The sequence below is a fragment of the Paenibacillus sp. FSL R10-2199 genome, assembly GCF_038000235.1.
Taxonomy (GTDB): domain Bacteria; phylum Bacillota; class Bacilli; order Paenibacillales; family Paenibacillaceae; genus Paenibacillus_AQ; species Paenibacillus_AQ phytohabitans.
The window spans coordinates 200,056-222,598 of record NZ_JBBOBO010000001.1; the positions used below are offsets into that span (position 1 = coordinate 200,056).

The 22,543-nt window shown below is 55.1% G+C and carries 16 protein-coding genes; 7 read left to right on the forward strand and 9 right to left on the reverse strand.

Translation table 11 applies throughout. From position 1 onward, the window contains the following. Window positions 1-56: 56 nt before the first annotated feature. The 4 genes from guaA to NYE33_RS00825 form a co-directional block, all read right to left on the reverse strand. Window positions 57-1,595, reverse strand: a complete 1,539-nt coding sequence (guaA, locus tag NYE33_RS00810; RefSeq protein ID WP_039309743.1) for a glutamine-hydrolyzing GMP synthase — start codon at window positions 1,593-1,595, stop codon at window positions 57-59. 695 nt (window positions 1,596-2,290) lie between these two features. Then, window positions 2,291-4,888, reverse strand: a complete 2,598-nt coding sequence (locus NYE33_RS00815; RefSeq protein WP_341064431.1) for a DUF4129 domain-containing transglutaminase family protein — start codon at window positions 4,886-4,888, stop codon at window positions 2,291-2,293. 28 nt (window positions 4,889-4,916) lie between these two features. Further along, window positions 4,917-6,416, reverse strand: coding sequence for a DUF58 domain-containing protein (locus NYE33_RS00820; RefSeq protein ID WP_341064432.1), 1,500 nt, complete (start codon window positions 6,414-6,416; stop codon window positions 4,917-4,919). Window positions 6,417-6,575: 159 nt separating this feature from the next. Next, window positions 6,576-7,997: a polysaccharide deacetylase gene (locus NYE33_RS00825; RefSeq protein ID WP_042133366.1), complete on the reverse strand. Its 1,422-nt coding sequence runs from the start codon at window positions 7,995-7,997 to the stop codon at window positions 6,576-6,578. A gap of 109 nt (window positions 7,998-8,106) precedes the next feature. Here NYE33_RS00825 and NYE33_RS00830 point away from each other — a divergent pair, with 109 nt between their 5' ends. Further along, window positions 8,107-8,793: a DedA family protein gene (locus NYE33_RS00830; protein WP_076246299.1), complete on the forward strand. Its 687-nt coding sequence runs from the start codon at window positions 8,107-8,109 to the stop codon at window positions 8,791-8,793. Window positions 8,794-8,806: 13 nt separating this feature from the next. Here the strand turns inward: NYE33_RS00830 and NYE33_RS00835 are convergent, their stop codons facing one another. Further along, a complete protein-coding gene (locus tag NYE33_RS00835) occupies window positions 8,807-10,084 on the reverse strand; it encodes an MFS transporter (protein WP_341064433.1) in 1,278 nt (425 codons plus the stop codon). A 133-nt stretch (window positions 10,085-10,217) separates the two neighbouring features. Here NYE33_RS00835 and NYE33_RS00840 point away from each other — a divergent pair, with 133 nt between their 5' ends. Both NYE33_RS00840 and NYE33_RS00845 read left to right on the forward strand, forming a co-directional pair. After that, entirely contained in the window at window positions 10,218-11,195 is a 978-nt protein-coding gene (locus tag NYE33_RS00840) for a helix-turn-helix transcriptional regulator (RefSeq protein WP_341064435.1), read from the forward strand. Window positions 11,196-11,314: 119 nt separating this feature from the next. Continuing rightward, window positions 11,315-11,611: a zinc ribbon domain-containing protein gene (locus tag NYE33_RS00845; protein WP_063779776.1), complete on the forward strand. Its 297-nt coding sequence runs from the start codon at window positions 11,315-11,317 to the stop codon at window positions 11,609-11,611. Between the two features lie 90 nt (window positions 11,612-11,701). On the opposite strand, the gene NYE33_RS00850 is transcribed toward NYE33_RS00845, so the two are convergent. Then, window positions 11,702-13,234 (reverse strand): DHA2 family efflux MFS transporter permease subunit, encoded by a 1,533-nt coding sequence (locus NYE33_RS00850; RefSeq protein WP_076246289.1) that lies wholly within the window; start codon window positions 13,232-13,234, stop codon window positions 11,702-11,704. Beyond that, window positions 13,231-13,683, reverse strand: a complete 453-nt coding sequence (locus NYE33_RS00855; protein WP_039310060.1) for a MarR family winged helix-turn-helix transcriptional regulator — start codon at window positions 13,681-13,683, stop codon at window positions 13,231-13,233. Before NYE33_RS00855 ends, NYE33_RS00850 begins: the two co-directional genes overlap by 4 nt. A 209-nt stretch (window positions 13,684-13,892) precedes the next feature. On the opposite strand from NYE33_RS00855, the gene NYE33_RS00860 reads away from it, so the two are divergent. After that, the gene (locus NYE33_RS00860; protein ID WP_341064438.1) at window positions 13,893-14,582 is read left to right on the forward strand and encodes a DinB family protein; all 690 of its coding nucleotides are present in this window, start codon (window positions 13,893-13,895) and stop codon (window positions 14,580-14,582) included. Window positions 14,583-14,784: 202 nt separating this feature from the next. Continuing rightward, entirely contained in the window at window positions 14,785-14,943 is a 159-nt protein-coding gene (locus tag NYE33_RS00865; protein WP_340948099.1) for a hypothetical protein, read from the forward strand. Between the two features lie 74 nt (window positions 14,944-15,017). On the opposite strand, the gene NYE33_RS00870 is transcribed toward NYE33_RS00865, so the two are convergent. Both NYE33_RS00870 and bcp read right to left on the reverse strand, forming a co-directional pair. Then, a complete protein-coding gene (locus NYE33_RS00870) occupies window positions 15,018-19,304 on the reverse strand; it encodes an acyl-CoA dehydratase activase-related protein (RefSeq protein ID WP_341064439.1) in 4,287 nt (1,428 codons plus the stop codon). A 120-nt stretch (window positions 19,305-19,424) separates the two neighbouring features. Further along, the gene (bcp, locus tag NYE33_RS00875) at window positions 19,425-19,886 is read right to left on the reverse strand and encodes a thioredoxin-dependent thiol peroxidase (RefSeq protein WP_076246284.1); all 462 of its coding nucleotides are present in this window, start codon (window positions 19,884-19,886) and stop codon (window positions 19,425-19,427) included. Window positions 19,887-19,988: 102 nt separating this feature from the next. Between bcp and NYE33_RS00880 the strand changes: the two genes are divergently transcribed. Both NYE33_RS00880 and NYE33_RS00885 read left to right on the forward strand, forming a co-directional pair. Beyond that, entirely contained in the window at window positions 19,989-21,047 is a 1,059-nt protein-coding gene (locus tag NYE33_RS00880; protein ID WP_341064441.1) for an LCP family protein, read from the forward strand. A gap of 105 nt (window positions 21,048-21,152) precedes the next feature. Beyond that, window positions 21,153-22,478 carry a glutamate-1-semialdehyde 2,1-aminomutase gene (locus NYE33_RS00885; RefSeq protein WP_042133354.1) on the forward strand — a complete coding sequence of 442 codons (1,326 nt, stop codon included), beginning with the start codon at window positions 21,153-21,155 and terminating at the stop codon, window positions 22,476-22,478. Window positions 22,479-22,543: the final 65 nt, after the last annotated feature.

Here is a 22,543-nt window from a genome sequence, read left to right on the forward strand (position 1 = left end):
AAACGCCAGTGAAGGCGTTCCGGCTCCGGAATTTGATAGTCAGCTGTTGATGAGGCCTATTCCCACTCAATCGTTGCAGGCGGCTTCGAAGTAATGTCGTACACGATACGGTTGACGTTATCCACTTCGTTGACGATGCGGACGGAGATTTTCTCCAGAATATCCCACGGAATACGCGCCCAGTCTGCGGTCATTCCATCTACGGAAGTTACAGCGCGGATACCTACGGTATAGGAATACGTACGCTCGTCGCCCATAACGCCAACACTCTTCATGTTAGGCAATGCAGTGAAATACTGCCAGATTTCACGGTCGAGACCGGCTTTGGCAATCTCTTCACGCAGGATAAAGTCCGAATCACGAACAATAGTCAGCTTCTCTTCGGTTACTTCACCCAGAACACGGATGGCCAGACCCGGACCCGGGAAAGGCTGACGCCAGACGATGGCATGCGGCATTCCGAGCTCCTCACCCAGCTTGCGGACCTCATCCTTGAACAGGGTGTTCAGCGGCTCGATCAGACTGAATTTCATATCTTCAGGCAGCCCGCCTACATTATGGTGGGACTTAATGGTCTGAGCCGTTGCTGTACCGCTCTCCACGATATCTGTATACAGTGTGCCTTGTGCCAGGAACGCGAAATCACCCAGCTTGGCCGATTCTTCGTCGAAGCAATAAATGAATTCATTGCCGATGATCTTACGTTTCTGTTCGGGATCGGAAACACCGGCCAGCTTGCCGAGGAAGCGGTCACGGGCGTCGATTTTGACCACATGGATATCGAATTTGCCGACAAAAGTCTCCATAACGCTCTCCGCTTCACCTTTGCGCAGAAGGCCGTGGTCAATGAACATACAAGTCAGCTGGTCGCCGATGGCACGGTGAATCAGCATAGCCACAACAGAGGAATCTACACCGCCGCTGAGTGCGCAGAGCACTTTTTTGTCGCCGACTTTGTCCCGGATATCCTTAATGGCATCGTCAATAAACGACTCCATCGTCCATTTGCCCTCGCAGCCGCAGACCTCATACAGGAAGTTCGAAATCATCTCATTCCCGTTCACAGAGTGGCGCACCTCAGGGTGGAACTGTACGGCGAAGAATTTGCGTGCATCATTGCTCATAGCTGCGATTGGAGCACTCTCTGTCCCGGCGTCCAGCTTAAAGCCTTCCGGAAGCTCCACAACATGGTCACCGTGGCTCATCCATACGGTCTGATTGCTCTCAAGACCTGCTGCAAGCACAGACCCTGGCGAGAATTCCACATCCGCTTTGCCGTATTCCCGCTTGGATGCGCGTTCTACCTTGCCGCCCTGCTGCTGGGCCATCAGTTGCATCCCGTAACAGATTCCGAAGATCGGAAGTCCGAGTTCATAAATCGCCGGATCTACATGTGGTGCATCCTCAGCGTACACACTGCTTGGCCCGCCTGAGAAAACAATCCCTTTTGGCGACAGTGCCTTTATCTTCTCCATTGGTGTATTGTACGGCAGAAGCTCGCTGTATACCCCCAGGTCCCGAATTCTGCGCGCGATAAGCTGGTTATACTGTCCCCCGAAATCCAGAACAACGATAATTTCATTTGGCTTGTTCATTACTTGCCTCCCTTGATTATTGGATTCATTATACTCATGGTTAATTCTCAGCGTCAAGGAAAGGAGACGTCTTGTCTTCGGGGATTTCTCCCATATGTGACGGGGTCTGGGGCGATTTAGGGGAGCCTGTAAAGACAGTATCCAGATCTTGGAATGCGTATCCGCTTCCACGTTTGCATGCTGGGGAAAAGTGTGACGCTACCGCTGCTAACAAGTGATTTCCTCTTTCAGGAATGCCGTCATATGCTGGACAGAACAGAGGGCTAGCCGGCGGGCGACACCGGGGAAGTTACTATGAACTAACTAATACGCCGGAAAACCAACTAATACGCCAGAGCTATACTTTTGCAGCCCTCCAAGGGTCACGCTGTACTCTCCGGGGCGCCGCACAGCAGCAAAGCGGGCTCACTTAAGTTCACCTGTAAAGAAAGGCCTAAATGTTGTAAGTATTACAACATGGATTCATGAATACTGGGGGATTCGTAACAATTGTTGTATGAAATGCAGGAATTGATGCGCTTAGCTGCCTGATTATGGGGAAAAGCTGCTTTTTATACAACAATTTCTGATTTGGCTCGTTATTATGAGGAGATTGTTGTATTTCGTGCAGGATTTCAGTTGGCATCCAAGTTCAGCTTAAATATTGATGTAAATGAAAAGGCGCTCGCTGCATTAGCAGTGAACGCCTTTTCATCTTATCGGGTCAGACGGAATGTAATCGTCAAACATCTGGCAATAAACGCGGCAGCGTCATTGGCTTCCGCATCCTTGGCAGGAGCACTGGAGCGCAGGGGTTGCGGGACCGGGTCGGAGGCGCCGGGACGCGGGAGCTGCGGAACCGCGCCGGATGCGCCGGGGCGCGGGGGCTGCGGAACCGCGCCGGCTACGCCGGGGCACGGCGATTGCGGGACCGTGACGCCTGCGCCGGGGCACGGCGATTGCGGGTCCGCGACGACTGCGCCGGGGCACGGCGATTGCGGGTCCGCGACGACTGCGCCGGGGCACGGCGATTGCGGGACCGTGACGCCTGCGCCGGGGCACGGCGATTGCGGGACCGTGACGCCTGCGCCGGGGCACGGCGATTGCGGGTCCGCGACGACTGCGCCCCGGTGCGATGGCTGCGCGCGGGCGGCAAGCCCGCCCGTGCATCCGCTGTACGCCAGGGTTTCCCACTGGCGTACGAAGTCCCGGACGGCGGCGCGCAGCCGCCCGTCCTCAATGGCCAGGGAGTCTGCGTACTCCCTGGCGGTAACCCCGGGCAGCGGCGGCCCATACCGCGCCGCCAGCCCGTGCCAGGCCAGAGCGGCGGCGCGAAGCTGCCGCTCACGGCTTAATCTGCCGGCGCGGCGCACCGCCGGCAGCAGGGCCAGGCAACGCCGCCAGCGGATGGCGGCGGCCAGCCCCAGCGCCGCTGCGGCAAGCGGCGCCGGAGCTGTGCCGCCCGCCTGCGGCAGGGCGGCGGACAGAGCGTCCGCGAGCTGTGCAGCGGACATGCGGGCTCCCGGCGACGCGGATGCAGCCGCCGGATTCGTCTCGGCCGCGCCTGCGGCAGCGGCGGAGGCAGCAGGCGTGGGGTCGAAGGGAACCCAGCCGGCGCCGGGGAAATAGACCTCGACCCAGGCGTGGGCATCGCCTCCAGTCACATTGTAGCGCTGCGGCATGGAGCCGGCCACAAGCGTCCCCGGGCCGTAGCCCTGGACGTAACGGGCCGGAATGCCGCTGCTGCGCAGCAGGACCGTCATCGCCGTGGCGAAATGCACGCAGTAGCCCTGCCGGGTCCCGAAGAGGAAATCGTCGGCGAAATCGGCACCGGACGGCGGCACTCGGGTCTGCAGGGTGTAGGTGTAGCCGGTTTGCAAATAATCTGCAACCGCAGCAGCGGCATCATAACGGTTAGCCGCAGCAGCGGTAAGCTGCTCTGCCAGAAGCCTCACCCGCTCCGGCACGGCTGCGGGGAGCTGCAAATACAGACTGCTCACCCGCTCAGGATCAATCCCCTGCAGCTTGCGCAGCACAGCCGGATCACTTTCCGGAAGCACGGACTTCACCGTATATTCCGTTAACTTGGCGGACCCGGAGACCTCCGGCAGCCGGAAGCTGCTCTTCTCGCCGTTCGCAAGGACATAACCAAGCTGGCTCCCATCAGCCAGCCGGATATTCTGTACATCGACTGCCGTGCCGGCGCTGAAGAGAGGAAGCCCGCCGGATGAAGGCTTGGCGAACTGAATCCGCTGAATGAGCGGCGCTGGCCCGGCCGCTTCCGGCTCCGCAACCGGGAGGCTCGTTAAATTAAGCGGTTCATAGGACACCCCGCTTCTGATCCAGCGGCGGCCGTCATAATAAGCTATGCTTTCTCCCCGCCAGTAGGACGGACGGGCAGCCGTTACGCTAAAGACGGCCTCTCTGCTGGGCGACAAGGGCATTCCCAGCTCCCCGTCTCCCGCACTGTAACCGGTGCTGGCCGCCTGAGGTCCGGCAGATTCTCCGGGCCTTTGCGTTTCCGCCCAATTCTCCAGCTTGTTTAGAACCGGCTGCAGTGTAATGGGAACCACTGGCCGGGCACCGAGTCCCTGCCCGCCTATCCAGGCTGCCACCGTCACGGCCACCGCTGTAGAGAACGCCCATATTCCCCAGCGGGCGTAAGGAAGAGCGTGGCTTCCTGTCCGCTCCTGCAGACGGAGCAGTCCGCTTAATGACCGCATCCAGAGAATCAGCCCCGCTGAGACCAGTACATCACCGGACGTATCGACAGCATAGACCATATCGAGCGCCAGCAGATATACCAGGGTTACACCTGTAAATAAGGTGATACTTCCCCTGTAAAGAGCCAGCTGCTGGACAGATGACACTAACAGGCCCCAGCCAAGCACCAGAATCAGCAGCCGGCTGTCCTCACTTAAGGCTGAAATCCGGCCTGACAGGAGCAGAAGGGCATCCTCACGGATATCTGCTGCATAGAGCAGCAGCCAGGCAGTTCCTTCCTGTGCCGCGCACAGGTAGAACCAGGTCAGGAAGATCAGGAGGAACTGCCCGCAGGCCTGCAGAAGGCGGGGAAGCTGAATACATCCCCATAACAGCAGTCCGGCAGCCGAGAGCATCAGGAGCTTCAGAAGCTCGGCGGTATCCGCCGATGCGGCCAGCCGCTTGAGCGGCAGCAGCCACAGGGTGAACATCCCCATAATAGCTAAAGAGAACAGCCCGCGATAATACAGGGGACTGCTCTCCCTTTTATCGGCGAAGCTGTTCTCCGTACTTTCCGCTTCCGGCTGCCGGCTGCCCCCTGGAGAATTCACAGGGCCCCCTAAGTCTGCTGGAGTAACCCTAATGCGATGTCGGTTGGCCCGGATATCCATAATACTCCGCCCCCTTGTACCCTTGTGCAGGAGAGACATCGTTCAGACAATGGATCCGCGCACCCAGCCGCATCAGACTTCCGGCTATAGTGCCCGATGTACGCTGCTTGCCGCCGGAACCAGGGCTATACTTAACAGCCGGATAACTCTCTTTAGGCTCAGGGAATCCTTCCCTGGCCTCTTTGGTTCCGGTTGAACTCCGTACCGGATCTTCTGCCGGTCCTCCCCCCGGAGAGGGCTGATCCCAGACATAGTACAGCTCGACCTTAATTCCCTGGACCAAAAAGCGGGCAAGCGTCCGGGCAGACTCTTCTTCAAGCCGGCCGGTAATGACAGACACCGTCATACCGGGAATCCAGCCCCGCGAAGCATCCTCCAGCAGCCGGCTGAGACTCTGTGAGCCGGATGGGGATATTTCCGTCAGCAGGTCTTGTACCCTGCCGGGGATTTGACCCAGGCCTTCATATCTGGCCATCCCTTCAGGCCAGCCGCCGCTGAAGAGCTGCAGGTAACTGCTGGAACGTTCGGCAGAGAGCATCAGTCCCATTGCCGCCGACACCGCCCGTTCAAAAGCAGGCATAACCGTTCCGCGCTGCCCGCGAGGTACCAGGGCACCGTAAGGAACCTCATAATCCTCCGGAGAATTGGCAAGCACGATACAGGTCATTTGCCCGGCTTCCCGTTCAGGTACTCTGCTCTGCAGGGTTCCCTTGCGGGCGCTGTTCTTCCAGTGAATCCGGCTGAGCGGATCACCGGGGGCATAGTCACGGATATCCGCTGCTTCTGCACTGCCCTGCTTCCCCCGTCCGGGAAGCATCCGGTCTCCCGGCATTACACGGTTATCCGGCAAGCTGCCGGCCAGATACAGCGCCTTCGGGAGCACCTTGAAGCTCTCTTTGCCGCCCGGCTGACAGCCGCCAGTGAACAAACCAGGCAGATCCCCCCAGGTGACACCGCAGCCGTAAAGCTGGTGGACCCCTCTGGGAACAGACTTCAGTTCATACGAATAAGTGAAGGAGCGCCGGAATCCGGGAAACAGCAGCTCCTGATGGCTGCCTTCACTCCAGTAATCGGCAACAACTATCCATGGAAGCGGGATCTTGGAGACAAAGCTGATCTGTACCTTAACGGTAACGGTATCCCCGGCCGACGGGCGTGCGGGAGTTATTGTGCGGAGAACGGCTGCCCTCCGTGGACCGCAGAGATGCATGAGCAGCCCGCCGGACATTACAATTACGCCAGCCGTCAGAAGCAGCAACAGTGATTCTCCGCCCCGCCACAGATATAACCCTAAGACTGCTGCGGTTAATAGCAGCATCCGCGCCCACTCCTGTACAGTGCTGCGGACACGCCGGCGGGACAGGAACGCAGCCGCAGATTTCCCGGAACTATCCCGCTTTCCATGCTCATATTTGATCTGATCTATCAATGATGAGGAGGACAAGGATGACACCCTTCTTTCGGTCATAGACTAGCTCCCCCGCCTGCCCGCAATTTCACTGGCTATTCGGCTTCCGGGAGCCTATTACTATCTATTCTTTCCATCAAAAAGGGTGCCCAGACATTCAGCGAATTCTTTTTAGCCCCGACTCTCCCGGCTATTTATATCAACGGCTGACACATCGGTTCAAAGTGCCTTCACTCTGCGCTCTTCTACATTTACACTGGCCGCAAGCGGCGGATGTCCTGTAGCTTCGAGCAAATCCCGCAGGGATACCCATAAGGAAGAACCAATGAGCTGTATCTCTGCTGTCTTAAGCTCCACCGCTCCGTCCGGCTGGACGACCTCTATCTGCTGTTTCTTTGAATTTACAGTCACTGTCCGCCCATTCCAGCTTACCTGTCCGCTGCGGGTAGCCGTATCCCAGCCGACTTGCCCGCCAAGCCGCTCCACGGCGGTACGGAGAGGCACGAAATATTGCCCGTTTCTAAGGTTGTACTCTCCAGGCTTCAGGATGGTTTCCAGCCTGCCTACCTCCAGAGCAAGCGGTTTGCCGGGTGCAAACAGTTCAGCATTCGGAACAATATTCGCCGAGATCCAGGCTTTGGACGGCTTCACCCGCTGCAGTGCCGCTGCCTGAGCCGACACTCTGAACTGTACCGGCTCACTCTGCGCATTAAGTAAGCCGAATTCATAACCGGCGGCTTTGTAGCGTTCAATAATGGCCGGCAAGGCCTTGGCACTCTGCTCATGACCCGACCCGTCATGCAGCAGCAGGATAACACTCCCGGAGTCTAGATCAGCAACCGAATGCTGAAGGATCTCTGCGGCAGGCACTCCCCGCCGGCTGGAGTCTCCGCTGTCTACGGTCCAGTCCATCACCTCATAGCCCGCCTGCTTCAGCAGATAAAAATAAGTATTGTCAAAATGGCCAAAGGTGCCTCCCGGTGCACGGACCAGCTGCGGACGAACCCCTGTAATGCCTCTGACCGTTTCCTCTGTCTGTTTGATCTGACGCCAGAACTCCGTGAATCCGCTATAGAGATCATGATAATTATGGTTATAGGTATGATTGCCGATGGCATGCCCCTGCTCCCAGATGGCATTGACCAGCTCGGGGCGGCTGGCAGCTTGCTCCCCCAGCACGAAGAAGGTAGCCTTCACTCCCTGCTCCTGCAATATCTGGAGCACCCGGGGAGTAACCGCACTTGGCCCGTCATCGAATGTAAGGTAGACGACCCGTCTTGCCTTGCTGTGCTTAGCTTCCTGATTAGATGTGCCCGCAGCGGCGGATACTTTCTGTAGGGTAGAAGCCTGCGGATCGGTAGCAAGTGCATAAGCTGAACCCCCTGAACCGTGGGGCTGCAGCGGCTCTGCTTCAGCATTCTTGACTGCAGCCGGCGGCAAATCTTGCACCGGGACTTCCGGAGGATTATTCTTAGAGAGTAAAGATGCTGCACTGCCTGCTTCAGCCTGCAGGGAGAATGTCCTCCATGAAGCCGGGGATTGCCCCTTGCCCCCAAGGGCTGACATACTTAGAAGCACTGCCATAACAAGCAACCCGCGGATCATAACCCGGCGGATAGGATTTTCCCGGCTATCCTTCATCTTCTCTACCTCCAGCATTCTATTGGCGATTTCACGCCATTTGGTAGATTGTATGAAGACAAGCTTCAGAATAGAATCAGGCGCGCCGCCTTCGGAGAGTGATGAATGTATGGAAATGCTGAAATGGATACAGGAATTGTTCGCCAGCTATGGATATAGCGTATTGTTCTTTGGGCTTTTGCTGGAATTCATTGCTCTTCCCTTTCCCGGAGAGACTACCATGGCCTTCGCCGGGTTTCTGTCCTATACCGGGAGGCTGGATTTCTTCACGCTGGTTATCGTAGCTTTTGCAGGGACCACAGTTGGCATGACCATTACTTATTTCATTGGACTTAGGGCCGGGCTGCCCTTCATCCAGCGTTACGGCAAATGGTTCATGTTCTCTCCGGCCAAGCTGGAAAAGACCCAGCGCTGGTTCGAGCGGTACGGCAGCGTGCTGATCTCAATCGGCTACTTTGTTCCGGGCGTCCGCCATTTCACCGGCTACTTCGCCGGTATTATCGCACTGCCTTTCCGCAAATTCGCAATGTACGCCTATGGCGGCGCCTTGTTCTGGGTACTGTTATTCCTGGGTATCGGCAAAATCTTCGGACCGCAGTGGATGGGCATTTTCCACTTAATCGAAACCTACGCCCTCTGGATTGCCCTCTTCGCAGCAGCCATTGCTGCGCTGATTGTGATGTACCGTTACCGGAATGCCATCCTTCTCCGGCTGTCCCGGCACAAATCCGCTGCTCCGCTGGAGACGAAGGCCAAAGTAAAGGTCAAGGTCAAAGAAACCTCCAAGAGCCGCTGATTCTTTCAGATCATTAAGGCCGGGACTCCCTGTACCGCTTATTCCATTTGCTGCGCAGCAGGTAATAACCTCCCAGCAGCAGCGCAATCCCAGCAAAACCCGCCCCGCCCGCGAATCCCAGCATTCTGGGCTCCACATCATCAAGCAGCCAGCCTGCCCCTAGCATGGACAGACCCAGCAAGGTTCCGCTTACTGCCGCCAGCAGGCCGAATACGGCCGGCTGCAGCGCAGGCGGCGTTTCTCTCATCACCAGCGTATCCAGACAGGCATTGCCGATCCCTCCGGCCAACGATAGCAGAATGTACAGCAGAAATGCTGCAGCGAAATGACCGCTGCTGCTAATCATCATGAGCAGAATGCCCTCGAGCAGCAGACCGCCCAGTGCTACCGCTAAGAGCCTCTTGCGGAATAAACGCCCGGCAAAGAAACTCAGGCTGAGCCCGATGCCAAGCGCTGCGTAGAACGCCCCCACCCCGCTGTCTCCCGCATGAAATACCTGCACAGCATATACGCTGATCAGCACATTGTCCCAGCCATTGATTACCGGCACCAGTAATTCATAGCAGAGCACAATCTGCAGTGCCAGACTGCCTCCAAGGACTGTGCACAGCGCCCGCCGCCGTGTCCCTTTGGCAGACAAGCCTAAGGTATGGTTTCTGCCTTCAGCATGCGGTGTTGACTCCCGGCCTGCATCTCCGGCAAGTGCCTGCTTGGGATAATGAATCCCCCTTATCAGCAGTCCGGCCGCCAGGAACGACACAGCATTCATAACAAAGGCCATGTCCGGACCGAGATACAGCGAGACAATCCCTCCTGTAAAGGCGCCAAGAATCAGCACGCAGCCGTTCAAAAGCTGTTCCAGGCTGTTGATCCGCAGCAAATCCTCCGGCGCTGCCAGCAGCGGGATGGAAGATTTGCGCACCGGACTATAGATGGCTTCACCCGCTGCCATCACAAAGCTGCCGGTATACACCAGCCACAGCATATGCTCCCCGTCTACCCAGAGCAAGGACAAGGCTACGGGGACACGCAGGAAATCCACAGCCATCATGATTGTTGTGCGCGGCAGTCTGCCAGCCAGTAACCCTCCAAGCGGTGCCATGAACAGATAAGGCAGCACCCGCACGCCAAGCGATATCCCTACGGCCATTCCCGACCCGGTCAAATGAAGAACCAGGGCCAGCATGGCAATACTGCTGAAGCGGTCGCCGATACCATTGATTAACCCGGCTGCAAACAGCCTTTGATAGCCTTTATTGCGTCCCGCAAGTGATCCTGCATTTGTGCTCATAACTTTAGCCCCTCATTAAATTATATAAATATCTAATTAGATGATAATATAATATGAAATTTGGAGCAATGCTTTATTTCAGACAATTTGCTAAGCTTAGACCATTAACCTGAAAGAAAGCGGGTGCATTTCTGTGAAAATAGACCGTCTCCTCTCCATTGTCATTCTGCTGCTGAACCGGCCGCTGATTCAGGCCAAGGAGCTGGCCGATATGTTCGAAGTCTCCGTACGCACCATCTACCGCGATATAGACAGCATTAATACCGCAGGTATTCCTGTCGTCACGTATCAGGGGGCCGGGGGCGGTATCGGCCTCATGCAAGGCTACCGGCTGGACCGTAATGTTCTATCCGAGCGTGAGCTGGCCGATATCTTCGGCGCACTGCAAAGCGTCTCCTCTTATGGCGGTGAAGGGCACCAGCTGTTAATGGAGAAAATCAGCAGTGTGATCCCCCCTTCCCAGACAGCTGCCTTCCGCAGCAAGACCACCCAGATGATCGTTGATCTCTCCCCTTGGGGACTGATGGGCCCTTTGGAGGAGCGGATCAGCCTTCTTAAAGAGGCGCTGGAGGAAAATACAGTCATCTTCTTCGAATACATCTCGGCCGAAGGCCGGGCAAGTACGCGTACCGTTGAACCCTACACCCTTGTACTCAAAGGACAAAGCTGGTACTTATACGGTTTCTGCACAGAACGCCGGGATTTCCGGCTCTTCAAGCTGCTGCGGATGAAAGCGCTGGTGAAGGAGAAGCGGCACTATACCCGCCAGGATATTCCGCTGAAGGAGCTGCCCTGGACGGACGGCTGGAAAGAACCGCAGAATATCCAGCCGATCCGGCTGCAATTCGCACCGGAAGGCAGGCATCTTGCGGAAGAGTATTTCGACTCCGAGGAGCTGCAGCAGGATGACCGCGGCGGGTACACCCTCACCGTCCATTATCCTGAGAATGATTGGCTGTTCGGTTTCCTGCTAAGCTTCGGAACCGTACTGGAGGTGCTTGGGCCGGAACATATCCGCCGGAGAATAGGCGAGCTGGCCGGAGGCGTTGCTGCCAAATACGCCTCCAGCCTCCCGCAGCCAGCACTACCTGCTGAACAAAGAAGGGGATAGTATCTTTTTTCCATAACCCGCACATGAACCTGAATCTATGCTGTCAGGTTTGCCGGCTTATACTGGACAGGAAGAGGCGGCAAACACCGCCTGAACCAGAACCCTGAGGAGTGTGCAATATGGAAACGGCGTCAATGAAACAAACGGAGGGCTTGTTCTGCCAAAGCTGCGGAATGCCGGTTAACGAAACTGAGCTGCAGGGCAGCGACAAGGAAGGCAACAAAACGGAGGAGTATTGCATCTACTGTTATGAGCATGGTGAATTCAAGCAGCCGGATATCACTCTGCAGGAGATGACCGATCTCTGTGCCGGGTACTTGGTGGAGGAAGGGATGGATGAAGCTGCCGCCCGCCAGATGCTGGGGTATTCCCTTCCGCAGCTGAAGCGCTGGAGCAAGGGAGCCGGGATTAGCTGAGGCTGTAAACGGACAACAAAAGGACTACCCGGCAAAACCGTACGGCTTTGCGGATAGTCCCTTTGTTGAAATTATAGCCTGTTCATACAACTAAGCTCTTTGCGATTTCACCTTGTTAGGCTGCGGCTGTACTGCATCCTCTTCTTCCGTCTTCAGGAAATCCGGCTGCGGGGAAGTCTTTCTGATGAACAACGCCAGCACCAGGGCAAGAACTGTCACCCAGGTAGCTACAGTGAACGCATGGGTAATCCCGTTAATTGTTGCTTCCTGCGTAAGCTTAAGCATCGCCGCCTTATCGGTCTGCGATACCGCACCGCTTGTCAGTGCATCGGTAATGTTGCTCTTCGTACGGTTGGTCATCAGGCTGACGAACAGCGCCATACCCAGTGCACCGCCAACGGTCCGCAAGGTGTTGGACATTGCCGTACCGTGCGAAGCCAAACGCTGCGGCAGCTGATTCAGGCCGGCAGTTACGATTGGCATCATCAGCATGGACATCCCGAACATCCGCGCAGTATAAGTCAGGATCAGATGTGTATAGGTTGTGCTGTCACTGATCTGGCTGAATTCCCAGGTCGTAATGGCTGTGATGGCAAGGCCGATAACCGCCAGCCATCTTGCACCGATTTTATCAAATATAATTCCGGTGATCGGAGACATAATACCCATCAGAATCGCACCCGGCAGCAGCATCAGTCCGGATTCCATAGGTGTAAATCCGCGGATCGTCTGCAGATAAATCGGCAGCAGGATCATACCTGCGTACATAGCCATAGTCACAATAATGTTAATTACTGTAGTGAGTGAATACATGTTGTAGCGGAAAATGCGGAATTCAAGCAGCGGCTTATCCGCTGTAAGCTCACGCCATACGAACAGCCCCAGGGAGACAATACCCAGGATCAGACAGAGGATAACTGTGGTGCTGCCCCAGCCGTCCGTTCCTGCGTCACTGAAGCCATACAGCAAGCCGCCAAAGCCCAGGGTCGAAAGAACCACACCCGGCTTATCCAGCTTCGGAGAAGTCAGTTTGCCTACATTCTGCATCGTCTTCATGCCAAGCAGCATCGAGAAGATCGCCAGCGGAAGCACGATGTAGAACAGCACGCGCCAGGAGTAGTTCTGAACCACCCAACCGGACAAGGTAGGTCCGACTGCCGGAGCAAAAATCATCGCAACCGCCATAAGTCCCATGGCCTTGCCGCGTTCTTCAATCGGGAAGATGCGCAGGAACACAATGTTCATCAGCGGCATCAGAATCCCGGCACCTACCGCCTGGATAACTCTGCCGACCATAATCATTTCAAAGCCTGATCCTATTGCACAAACCAGTGTACCTATGGAAAATAGCATCATCGCCGTCGTAAAGAGCTGGCGGGTCGTAAATTTCTCTACCAGATAAGCACTGATTGGCACCAGTACACCATTAACCAGCATGAACCCTGTAGTCAACCATTGCGCCGTATTGGCGGCGATCTTCAGGTCCTCCATCATTTTGGGCAGCGCCACATTCATCAGTGTCTGATTCAGCAGCGCCACGAAGGCGCCGATCAGGAGCGCTGCGATAATCGGACCTCTGCGGATCGCTTTAGACGATGCAGTGTCTGCAGTAATTGTACTCATAGCTTCTTTTTGTCTCTCCCTTGTTCTAGAATTTTGATGATTTCACCATGCAACCGCAGCAATTCTCCAGCATCCTCAGCAGGTATATTAGCCAGTGGCTGCAGATACCTGCGCAGAGACTGTTTGCTTAACTCCCGGATCTCCTTGCCCTTATCGGTCATCGCCAGCTTAAATATACGTCTGTCGCTCTGCGAGCGTTCTCTGGTAATCAGTCCAGCCTTCACCATCCGGTCCACCACTCCGCTTGCCGCGCTGTTGCCAAGATGCAGCAGGTCTGCAAGCTCAGTGATACCGATATCGGGATGTGCCGACAACTTACGCAATACCATTAGCTGGGTAGATGTAATCTTCAGCTCTTCTGCGTCCTTCCACAAAAGCTGCTGGAAATTATGGTTGATGCATCGGAAAGAGGACAGAATATCGTCCAATTGCTTTTCCTTTTCCTCCAACCTCAATCCCTCCAATCGCCCAATATGAAATAATACTTCGCATACGAACTATTTTACTATTTACCTATTTATTCGTCAATAACTTGCAGAAATTTTCTGAAAAAGTAATTATTCTTTCACTCCTACCGGGATGCCACCGGCAAAAGTTTGCGTTTATTGTGGACTTCCCGGGTCCAAAATATGAATTACACGGAAAGCGGGGAAAACAAATGAGTCTGGAGCAACAACGTAAGAGCTGGAGCGGGGACCATAAGCTTTTGTCGGAGATCATCGTAAAGCCTGAAGCGCATGCTGAAGCTGCCGCTTTATTCCTGAGGCTGCATTCAGCCCTGTATGCTGCAGACATAAGCAGCGGGGAACAGCCTAGTTTCGAGGATTCCTTATGGAACAATCTGTTAGAGTCTACTTTGCGCAGCTATCCTGTTCATACGCCCGGCAGCCGTAATTCTATAGTCTGGCATATATGGCACAGCGCGCGGATCGAGGACATCACCATGAACATCCTTGGTGCAGACCGTGCGCAGGTGCTTCATTCAGAGCACTATGCAGAGAGCCTGCAGACCCCTTTCATCCACTCCGGTAATGGAATGAGTGATCAGGAAGTGGCTGCATTCAGTGCAGAGGTGAATATCGGGGCATTAGCGGCATACCGGCGTGCTGTAGCAATCAGAACACGCTCCATCATTTCCGCTGTGCAGCCGGGGCAATTCGGGCGCAAAGCCACTCCGGCGCAGTTCAGCAGGGTGCTGGAGGAAAAAGCCGTCCTGGAAACCGAGCAGTGGCTACTCGATTACTGGGGCGGCAAGACCCTTGCCGGACTGGTGCTGATGCCTTCCACACGGCATAATTTCGTCCATCTTAACAAAGCGATGCGCGTGAAGCAGAAGCTGCAGAAGTGAGCTATATTAACCGCACTTAAGGCAACAACCATTCAAATTCCGGTCAGTCGCTGCGGACTGGCGGAATACGTCAATGCTCAATGCCTTACACTTGATTCTTTAGCGGCAGAATGGAGACCTCTTAGGAAGCTCTGTAGACATAAATGTTGTACGTTTTGCAACTTTGATTCATGGATTACGGGGTGATCGGGAGGATTGTTGTATGAAATGCAAGAATATTCCTGCTGAGCTGCTTGAAAAAGGTGAAATGCTGCCTTTTATACAACAATTCTGGTTTTGGGCCGATAGGAGGAGGGAATTGTTGTATTATGGGCAGGAATTTATGAAGAGTTACGGGAGTTCCACCACAGAAAGCGGATGAATCTAAAAAGAGCAGGCCGGAGATTAATCCGGTCCGCTCTTTGGCATATGCAGGGCTTTACAGCATCACTGGGCTTATATCCCGCAGCCCACAGTGCCAGTTAAAGTAGGCTGCAGCCGTGCGATTTCCTCTGCTGACGGTTGTTTGCCGCTCGCAAGTCCGCTGGCAATTGACATCATCAGCTTGATCCGGTTAGCCTGATTCACGACGCTGACCCCGGCATCATAGTCGATGGCAACGATATTCGCGCCCGGATACAGCTCCTTCAGTCCTTTAATCATGCCCCGGCCGGTAATATGATTCGGCAGGCAGGCAAATGGCTGAATACAGGCGATATTGTTCACGCCATTATCGAGCAGATCCATCATCTCCGCTGTCAGGAACCAGCCTTCGCCCATCTGGTTGCCTACAGAGACCAGACGGCTTGCTTTCTCGGCCAGCCCATAAATATTCTCCCGGCCTTTGGCCAGTCCCGCTTGCTCCAGCGCCACTTTGACCGGCTTGCGGTAAATCTCCAGATACGAGATCAGCATGGGATTAATATATCCCAGCCGTTTGCTTTTGCCGAATTGCTCGGCTTTGTAGATCGGATTATAGACACAATAGAAAATGAAGTCCAGGAAATCCGGCATTACAGCCTCTCCGCCTTCTGCCTCAATCATATCGATAATGCGGTTATTGGCGTCCGGATGGAATTTGATCAGTATTTCACCGACAATGCCCACCTTCGGCTTCACTGCCGGGTTAACCGCGAGCCGGGAGAACTCAGCGACGATCTCACGGCATAGCCGCTTGTACTCACGGAACGAGAAGTTCGACAGGCTTTTTTTGCAGCGCTCCATACCGCTGCGGAATAAGGCTCCGGCGCTTCCCGGAACAGTCTCATACGGTCTGAAGCGGTGCAGAAGACGCATCATCAGATCACCGTAGCAGGCCGCAGCAATCAGGCGGTTCGCCAGCTTCAGGCTGATCCGGAAGCCCGGCTGATTCTCCATGCCGGATGCATTCAGTGAAATAACCGGAATCTGCCCCAGATTCGAATCCTTCAGTGCCTTGCGCAGCAGGGAGATGTAATTGGTCGCCCGGCAGCCGCCGCCGGTCTGTGACATGATTACGGCAGTCCGGTCCGGATCGTATTCCCCGCTCTTCAGCGCGGACAGCATCTGCCCGATGGTTACAATCGCCGGATAACAGGCATCATTGTTCACGTACCTTAGACCTTCCTCGGTCTCCTGCGGTCCGGTTGATTCCAGGATCTTCAGACGATAGCCTGCATCCTGGAACACCCGTTCAAACAGCTCGAAATGGATCGGTGACATCTGCGGAGCCAGAATGGTATAGGTTTCCTTCATTTCCTTCGTGAACGGCACATTTGCCTGCGTCTTGTACAGCAGCTGAGGCTGCACATCCCCCTGCTCCCGCTCACGCATAGCTGCCAGCAGGGAACGCAGACGGATACGTGCGGCCCCCAGATTGCTGATCTCATCAATCTTAATCAGCGTATAGACCTTATTGTGGCGTTCCATAATCTCCTGAACGGCATCGCAGGTGATCGCATCAATACCGCAGCCAAAGGAAGTCAGCTGGACAAGCTCCAGATCGTTTCTTCCCGCAGCCAGCCGGGCCGCACGGTACATCCGCGCATGGTAGGTCCATTGGTTGACTACGCCTACGTCTCCTTCACTGTGGTCCAGATGGCAGACCGAATCCTCGGTCAGCACCGCAAGACCCATGCCGGTGATCATATCGGCAATACCGTGGTTGATCTCCGGATCAGCGTGGTACGGATGTCCGCAGAGCAGAATCCCCTTCGTCCCTGTCTCCGTAAGGAAGACCAGCGTTTCTTCACCCTTCGTACGCACATCATTCTTCGCCTGATCGGCTTCCGCAAGTCCCGCCTGTACAGCTGCAGCGATCTCCTCCTTGGGAACATCGGCAAAGGTCTTCACCAGCACCCGCGTCAGCGCCGGAATATCATCGAAGGTCAGGAACGGACTGACTAGAGGAACCCCCTGCTCCTTCAACCCATCCATATTGTTGCGGATTACCTCTGGATAAGAGGCAACCACCGGGCAATTGAAATGATTCTGGGCGGCTTCATCCTCCTTCTTCTCAAAGACAACCGCAGGATAGAAGATGAAGTCGACGCCTTTGCCGATCAGACTCTGCACATGCCCGTGAGCCATTTTGGCCGGATAACAGATGGATTCCGACGGAATGGTATCCATTCCGCTCTCATACAGCTTCTTGGTGGACTTCGGCGACAGTACAGTCCGGTAGCGCAGAGAGGTGAAGAAGGTATGCCAGAACGGATAATTCTCGAACATATTCATCGTCCGTGGAATTCCGACCGTGCCCCGTACCGCCGCTTCTTCAGGCAATCCCTCATAATCGAAGAAACGTTCATATTTATACTGCATCAGATTCGGCAGCGTATTCTTCTCTTTCTTGCCGCCTGCCCCGCGCTCGCAGCGGTTCCCGGTCACGTGGAAGCTCTTGTCCGGGAAGCGGCTGATGGTCAGCGCGCAGTTATTGGCACAGCGGCTGCAGCGGCCGGGAGAGACTGAGTATTGGAATGTATGCAGCTCTTCAGGTCCCAGAATAGTGCTAATCCCTTCCGGGCCAGCCTGTTCTTTGGCAATCAGCGCACAGCCGTAGGCGCCCATAACGCCGGCAATATCAGGTCTGACCACGGTTCTCCCGGTCAGCTGCTCGAAGGCCCGCAGTACGGCTTCATTGTAGAAAGTGCCGCCCTGAACAATAATGTTGCGGCCCAAATCCTCAGGATTGCGGATTTTGATTACCTTTTGCAGGGCATTCTTGATAACTGAATAGGCAAGTCCGGCCGAGAGATCGGCCAGAGACGCGCCTTCCTTCTGTACCTGCTTCACCTTGGAATTCATGAACACGGTGCAGCGTGATCCCAGATTCACCGGCTTGCTGGATTCGAGCGCCGATTGCGCGAACTCCTCAATGCCAAGCTCCAGCGCGGAAGCGAAGCTCTCCAGGAAGGAGCCGCAGCCTGCCGAGCAGGCTTCATTAAGCATCAGGCTGTCGATAGCGCCGCCGCGGATCTTGATGCACTTCATATCCTGGCCGCCGATATCGAGGATAAAGTCTACTTCCGGCATGAATTTGGAGGCCGCTTTATAATGCGCTACCGTCTCCACTTCGCCGCCGTCTGTCCGCAGTGCGGCCTTGACCAATCCCTCGCCGTAACCGGTAGCATAAGCTCCGGCGATGTAGCAGCCCTCCGGCAGAATCCGGTAGATTTCCTTCAGCGCATCCGTAACAGACTGCAGCGGATTGCCTTTATTGCTTCCATAGGAAGTGTATAGAATCTCATCCGCCGACCCGGTAATCACCAGCTTTGTCGTTGTAGAGCCGGCATCAATGCCGAGATAAATAGGTCCGCGATAGGCGGATAGCTCGGAACGCGGTGCTGTCGCTTGGCCGTGGCGGAGTCTGAACTGCGCCAGATCATCCGCAGTCTCAAACAGCGGTGCCAGCTCGGCATCCTCCGCACGGTCCAGCGAGAAGTCCACGGAAGCAATCCGCGAGATCCAGCTAGACAGCGGCAGGAACAGGGGATCCGACTGCGCAAGCGCCGAACCGATCGCTACAAAATATTGTGAATGCTCCGGGAACAGTATGTCGCCTTCCTTAAGTCCCAGCGTATCCGCAAAACGGTCGCGGAGTGCAGACAAGAACGTCAGCGGTCCGCCCAGAAAAGCCACACGGCCGCGGATCGGCCGTCCGCAGGCAAGTCCGCTGATCGTCTGGTTCACAATGCTCTGGAAGATGGAGGCCGCCACATCCTCGCGGCGTGCTCCTTCATTAAGCAGCGGCTGCACATCACTCTTGGCAAATACCCCGCAGCGTGAAGCGATTGGATAGATCCGTTCATGCTTCACTGCAAGCTCATTGAGCCCGCCGGGATCGGTCTGCAGCAGCGAGGCCATCTGATCGATGAACGCTCCGGTACCGCCAGCACAGGCGGTATTCATCCGCTGCTCAATGCCGCCGCTGAGATAGATAATCTTGGCATCTTCCCCGCCAAGCTCAATCGCTGTATCGCACTGCGGAATCCGTTCGCTGATCGCCTTGGTGCAGGCAATGACCTCCTGGACAAACGGAATCTCCCCCAGTTTGGATAGTGATAAACCGGAGGAGCCGCTTACAGTGAGTGCTGCTTCGCTATCCGGGAACCGGTCCTGTACATCGGACAAGAGAGATAGCGCCGCTTTTTTTATATCGCTGAAATGACGCACATAATCTTGATAAATAATTGTATCCCGCTGCATAACAACCAATTTGGCCGTAGTTGATCCGACGTCAAGCCCAATACGCAGTATTTTCATGCCATCCCCCATGCCTTGCTCCAAATTTGAAGTAATATGAGGCAACTATATCATGAGAGAGGCTGACCAAAGCTGTTAAAAAAGTAACAGACAAATACAATTAACTCCTAGCATACTTAATTATTTCACGATTTGTTCTAATGCGGCCTCCACATGGCCCTTGACCCGGACTTTTCTCCATTCCGCGATCAGAATTCCTTCTTCGTCAATCAGGAAGGTGGAGCGCACAATGCCCATAAATTCTTTGCCGTAGAGCTTCTTCAGCTGCCACACTCCGAATAATTCGCTTACCTTATGCTCCTCATCGGACAGCAGAGGGAATGGCAAACCGTTCTTCGCGATAAATTTGCCGTGTGAGGCGAGATTATCGGGGCTGATTCCCAGCAGAACCGCTCCATGGGCTGTAACCCTGTCATGGGCATCACGGAAATCGCAGGCTTCCTGCGTGCAGGCGGGTGTCATATTCTTGGGATAGAAGTAGAGCAGGACTTTCCTGCCGCGATACTGGCTTAAGCTGATTTCCTGCCCTGTGGAAGCGGGGAGCGTAAAGTCCGGAACCGCTTGTCCAAGCTTGATATTCATTTAATGTTCACTCCTTATGGATATGGCTGATGATTCGGAAATTGCGTGTATTCCCAAAAGAAATTATAATGTAGAGAATGTGAACCGGAAAGGAAGAACGAAATGCCGCCAAGAAAGAACCGGCACGCAAAAGCCGGCAAATCAAAAAAGAAGACGTTGCTCTGGACTCTGGCAATCATACTCCTTCTAATTATCGGAGGTCTGGTTTATTATTTCACCGCAATCTACAACCAGCTCGACAACCTGCACAAGACAGGTGAAGATTCTCCGTTTGCCAATGTGCCAACAGCCTCGGCGGAAACTGTTCAGCCCCCCGAATGGGAAGGTACAGAGCCTGTGAACATCCTGCTTATGGGTGTCGATGCGCGCGGAGTGAAGAAAGGCGAGGTCCCACGTTCGGATACCATGCTGGTTGCCTCATTAGACCCGGTCAAGAAAAAATTCTATGTCTTCTCCATTCTTCGCGATACTTATATCCCTATCCCTGACCACGGGACACAGCGGATCAATGCTGCAATTACCTATGGACCCAATACGGCGATGCAGACGGTAAGCGACCTGCTCGGCATCCCGATTCAATATTATGTGTATACCGATTTCCAGGGCTTCATGAAGCTTGTAGATGCCGTTGGCGGTGTCGACTATGAGGTTGAGAAAGACATGCACTATACTTCCAAGGCGGACGGGCCTGAGTTCGATATTGATCTCAAAAAAGGCTTCCAGCACCTGGATGGCAATATGGCGCTGCAGTACGTGCGCTTCCGCCATGACGCCACTTCCGATTTCACCCGGACGGAACGTCAGCGCGGATTCCTCAAGGCCGTGGCGGACAAGGTGATCAGTACCACTTCTATTATTAAGCTGCCCACGATTCTGTCAGAGGTTACGCCTTATATTGATACCAATCTTACCTTAAGTGATATGTGGAAGCTGGGGAGCGTCGGCTATGACAGCTCCATGGGCGGCAGTGCGCAAATCCCGCCGATGGAGCTGATCAGAGAGAAAACCACCAAGGATGGCTCCCAGGTCATCGGCTTCACCAGTGATGAAGAATTGAAGCAGTTCGTGCAGGATACAGTCACTGCGCCTGATCCTACTCCGACTCCTGAGGCAGAGGCTTCCCCGGGCAGCAGCCCTTCCGCTACACCGGGATCTAACTAGAATACAATATAACCATGCTTGGCACACAGGGGCGGGCGGACAGCGGGATACACCGCCAGTTCGCCCTTTCCCTTGCGCCTCCGGCATACGAAAGGATGTTATTCCATGAACCGCAGCACATCAGAACATTTATACCAGGAAGCTCTGCAGCATATCGTCGGAGGCGTCAACAGCCCCTCCCGTTCCTTCAAGGCCGTAGGCGGCGGCGCTCCCGTATTCATGAAACGCGCCGGAGGCTCCCGCTTCTGGGACGAGGACGGCAATGAATATATTGATTATCTGGCCGCCTATGGCCCGATCATTACCGGACATGCCCACCCGCATATCACCGCTGCCATTACAGAGGCTGCACAGAATGGACTGCTCTATGGCACGCCAACCCAGCTTGAAATCAGGCTGGCCAAAATGCTGAAGGAAGCTATCCCCTCCATGGACAAGGTACGTTTCGTCAACTCTGGTACAGAAGCCGTTATGACGACCATCCGCGTGGCCCGTGCCTACACGAAGCGCAGCAAGATCATCAAGTTCGCCGGCTGTTACCATGGCCACTCCGACCTGGTGCTTGTAGCTGCAGGCTCTGGACCGTCTACGCTGGGCATCCCGGACAGTGCAGGCGTTCCGGCCAGCATCGCCCAGGAAGTCATCACTGTACCCTTCAATGATCTGGACGGGCTACGCGCGGCGCTTAAGCAGTGGGGCGAAGATGTGGCTGCCGTTATGGTCGAGCCGATTGTCGGCAACTTCGGCATGGTCATGCCGCATCCCGGTTTCCTCGAAGGCCTGTGCAAGCTGACGCATGAGAACGGCTCGCTTGTCATTTACGATGAAGTCATCACCGCTTTCCGTTTCCATTACGGCTCCACTCAGACCTATGCAGGTCTTGCGGGCCATGAGGATATCATTCCCGATCTGACCGCACTGGGCAAAATCATCGGCGGCGGGCTGCCTATCGGCGCTTACGGCGGACGTAAGCATGTCATGGAGCAGGTCGCTCCGCTGGGTCCGGCATATCAGGCCGGAACGATGGCTGGTAACCCAGCCTCGATCTCGGCAGGGATTGCCTGCCTTGAGGTGCTGAGTGCCGAGGGTGTGTATGACGAGATGGAACGGCTCGCTATCCGCCTGACTGAAGGGCTGCAGGAATCTGCCGGACGGCACGGCATTCCACTGACCATCAACCGGATACGCGGTGCATTCTCTACGCATTTCTGCAATCATCCGATTACTAATTACGATGAAGCGCAGGATACCGACGGTGAAATGTTCGCCAGCTTCTTCCGCCATATGCTGAACCGCGGCATTAATCTGGCGCCTTCCAAATATGAAGCGTGGTTCCTGACCACTGCCCATACGGACGCCGACATCGATATTACGCTGGAGGCAGCAGAGGCCTCGTTCGCGGCTATGGCAGCGGAGCAGCAACAGCTGTAAGAAACTCTAGATAAAGAGGCTGGCCCCAATGGGGCCAGCCTCTTTTCACACCCAATATAACGTGC

What these genes read in the sequence shown, in the direction of transcription:
- NYE33_RS00825 (WP_042133366.1), bottom strand. Translation starts at nt 7,997, where the DNA reads ATGAAGGATAGCCGGGAAAATCCTATCCGCCGGGTTATGATCCGCGGG.
- NYE33_RS00870 (WP_341064439.1), bottom strand. Translation starts at nt 19,304, where the DNA reads ATGAAAATACTGCGTATTGGGCTTGACGTCGGATCAACTACGGCCAAA.
- NYE33_RS00880 (WP_341064441.1), top strand. Translation starts at nt 19,989, where the DNA reads ATGCCGCCAAGAAAGAACCGGCACGCAAAAGCCGGCAAATCAAAAAAG.
- NYE33_RS00860 (WP_341064438.1), top strand. Translation starts at nt 13,893, where the DNA reads ATGAGTCTGGAGCAACAACGTAAGAGCTGGAGCGGGGACCATAAGCTT.
- guaA (WP_039309743.1), bottom strand. Translation starts at nt 1,595, where the DNA reads ATGAACAAGCCAAATGAAATTATCGTTGTTCTGGATTTCGGGGGACAG.
- NYE33_RS00885 (WP_042133354.1), top strand. Translation starts at nt 21,153, where the DNA reads ATGAACCGCAGCACATCAGAACATTTATACCAGGAAGCTCTGCAGCAT.
- NYE33_RS00850 (WP_076246289.1), bottom strand. Translation starts at nt 13,234, where the DNA reads ATGAGTACAATTACTGCAGACACTGCATCGTCTAAAGCGATCCGCAGA.
- bcp (WP_076246284.1), bottom strand. Translation starts at nt 19,886, where the DNA reads ATGAATATCAAGCTTGGACAAGCGGTTCCGGACTTTACGCTCCCCGCT.
- NYE33_RS00845 (WP_063779776.1), top strand. Translation starts at nt 11,315, where the DNA reads ATGGAAACGGCGTCAATGAAACAAACGGAGGGCTTGTTCTGCCAAAGC.
- NYE33_RS00835 (WP_341064433.1), bottom strand. Translation starts at nt 10,084, where the DNA reads ATGAGCACAAATGCAGGATCACTTGCGGGACGCAATAAAGGCTATCAA.
- NYE33_RS00865 (WP_340948099.1), top strand. Translation starts at nt 14,785, where the DNA reads ATGAAATGCAAGAATATTCCTGCTGAGCTGCTTGAAAAAGGTGAAATG.
- NYE33_RS00830 (WP_076246299.1), top strand. Translation starts at nt 8,107, where the DNA reads ATGGAAATGCTGAAATGGATACAGGAATTGTTCGCCAGCTATGGATAT.
- NYE33_RS00820 (WP_341064432.1), bottom strand. Translation starts at nt 6,416, where the DNA reads ATGACCGAAAGAAGGGTGTCATCCTTGTCCTCCTCATCATTGATAGAT.